This window comes from Sphaerothrix gracilis Ecp01 (assembly GCF_030405905.1).
GTDB classification, from domain to species: domain Bacteria; phylum Cyanobacteriota; class Cyanobacteriia; order Phormidesmidales; family Phormidesmidaceae; genus Sphaerothrix; species Sphaerothrix gracilis.
On the sequence record NZ_JASATW010000097.1, the window covers coordinates 1 to 1,997 of the forward strand.

Sequence of the window (1,997 nt, forward strand, 5' to 3'; positions counted from 1 at the left end):
TAGTGCATAGTTGCCGTTTACTCGGCTCCAAGCAGGAATATCACCAGGATTTCTATGAGGTAATGTTGCCTGCACCATTTCTCGACTAATAAAGGCCTTCTCAGGCTCATACTCAGTCTCACGAATTTGTACTGCGAAGTTTAGAAGCTTACTCTGTGACGGTGTGAGCATAAGCGAAAATTCTAGTCATCGTATGAGGTGACAATTGCACAGAAATCAGAATAAAGCACACTTGCCGTACTTTGACATGCACCTTCTGCCGCTGCGTTTCTCCAGGTTGAATTACCTCATCTCAGCAGTAGTAGCTGGTGGTGGGGTTCTTACGCTTCTTGTTACCGATGCCCTCCTCTAGCCAGCTGCAAGATTGACCTTTTGGGCTACTAAGCCATCGCTGGCACGATCGCTCAGCAGGCTGTTTTGGGGAGATAGCTGGATGTCTTCAGCCGCTCGCTGATTGAAAGGCTAGTGCTGCTCACCCGCGCGAAAAACGACCTAACCCGGTTCAGCTATTTCCAACGCTCCCGTTCGCCTGTATAGCTGACAGCGATCGCCCACCTTGGCCTAAGAAAGTAGCGGACATGGATTTTCGATTTCGTAGGGGACCACATCTAGCAGTACCGCAAGTTGTAAACCCGAAGGGGCGTCATGATGCCACCTCCACAGGTTCACCAATCTCTCGCAGTAGATCTAGCAGCTCATAAAGCTGGTCGTCTATCAGCGACGACAGCTCACGCTTGACAAACCACTGATATAGGCGTTCTGACAACGTTGCCTCAGACCAGCCTAAGCGGCCAATTTCAGCGTCTACGGCAACTAACAAAGGGGAAAGGTCACTGAATGAGGTTTCAGACGCTTCCTGAAACAATCTAGGCTGATAGGCAATTACCTCTGATCGGGGCGGTGCTAGATCTGCTGGAACTGGATTCAACTTGGCTTTTAGCTCATCCCAGGACAAGCTTTTTAACTCATGCCAGCGATACGGCTGCCCGCCTGAGGCATACACCCACTGCACGTCATCAATTATCTGGCCGCCTAGCACTTCACAGCCCTGCCGCTTGGCCTCATCAAACCACTGGCTAAACCTTAAATTTTGCTTTGTCTCCGGCTCCCAGGCTTCTAAGATGGCCCGCTCCAAGAAGCGAGTCGGATAGCGTACTGTTTCAGACTTCTCCACCAAAGCGGTCACGGCTTGCTCTAAGCGATCGGGATAAGCCGCGATCGCCTGTTTCAGCTTGCGATCGTCAAAGTTGACGCCTATTTTTTTCGCTCGCCATAGAATTTTCTTGCGGTCATTAGAGGTATCAGGGACAGTCTCTCGCTTTGTTGTAAGGGGTCTTTGACAACTTTCTTCTTCTGTTAGCTTGACGGGCGATCGCTGACCAGCAATTTTTTCTTGATCAACCTCTTTAGGCTTTTGGTTATTTTCCTCAAAACACACACTCGGTTGCGGTTTTAAAGTGTTTGGATCTGTTTGAAAAGTCTGAAGAGTATGAGGCGATCTAGACGCTAGAGCCTGCGGGGGTTTTGGCGATCGATTTTCGCAATTTTGAGACTGGTGTCGCAGTTTTGAGACAACTTTCTCATTTTTGAGACTGGTGTCGCAGTTTTGAGACAACTTTCTCATTTTTGAGACTGGTGTCGCAGTTTTGAGACTATTCTCTCGTCCGAGTAAATTGCGAAACCTGATGTCGCCCACCCGAAAATCGATCAGGTCATGCTCTTGAAGCTTGGCGATCGCTCGGTAGAACGTTGCTTTAGAAATCTCAACTTCGGCTAAAACTTCCTTTAGCGTGGGGAGTTGAACATAGCGATCGCCGAAGGGATCGAGGGTTGTGAGATAGCTCCACAGCTCCCACTCTGAGCGAGTTAGCTTGGCTTTGCGTAGCTTCCGGGCTACCTCTGGGGTGAACTGGTAGTATCGAGTTTTTTCGACAATAGGGCCATTTTGCGGAGTTGCTTCCGCCCGATTTTGAGTCATAATGAACATAGTCATAATA

General features: G+C 49.1%; 1 pseudogene. It reads right to left on the bottom strand.

What is annotated here, in order from left to right:
- Positions 1-643: 643 nt before the first annotated feature.
- A pseudogene (locus tag QJQ48_RS27880) lies at positions 644-1,997 on the bottom strand (hypothetical protein); the annotation flags it as partial.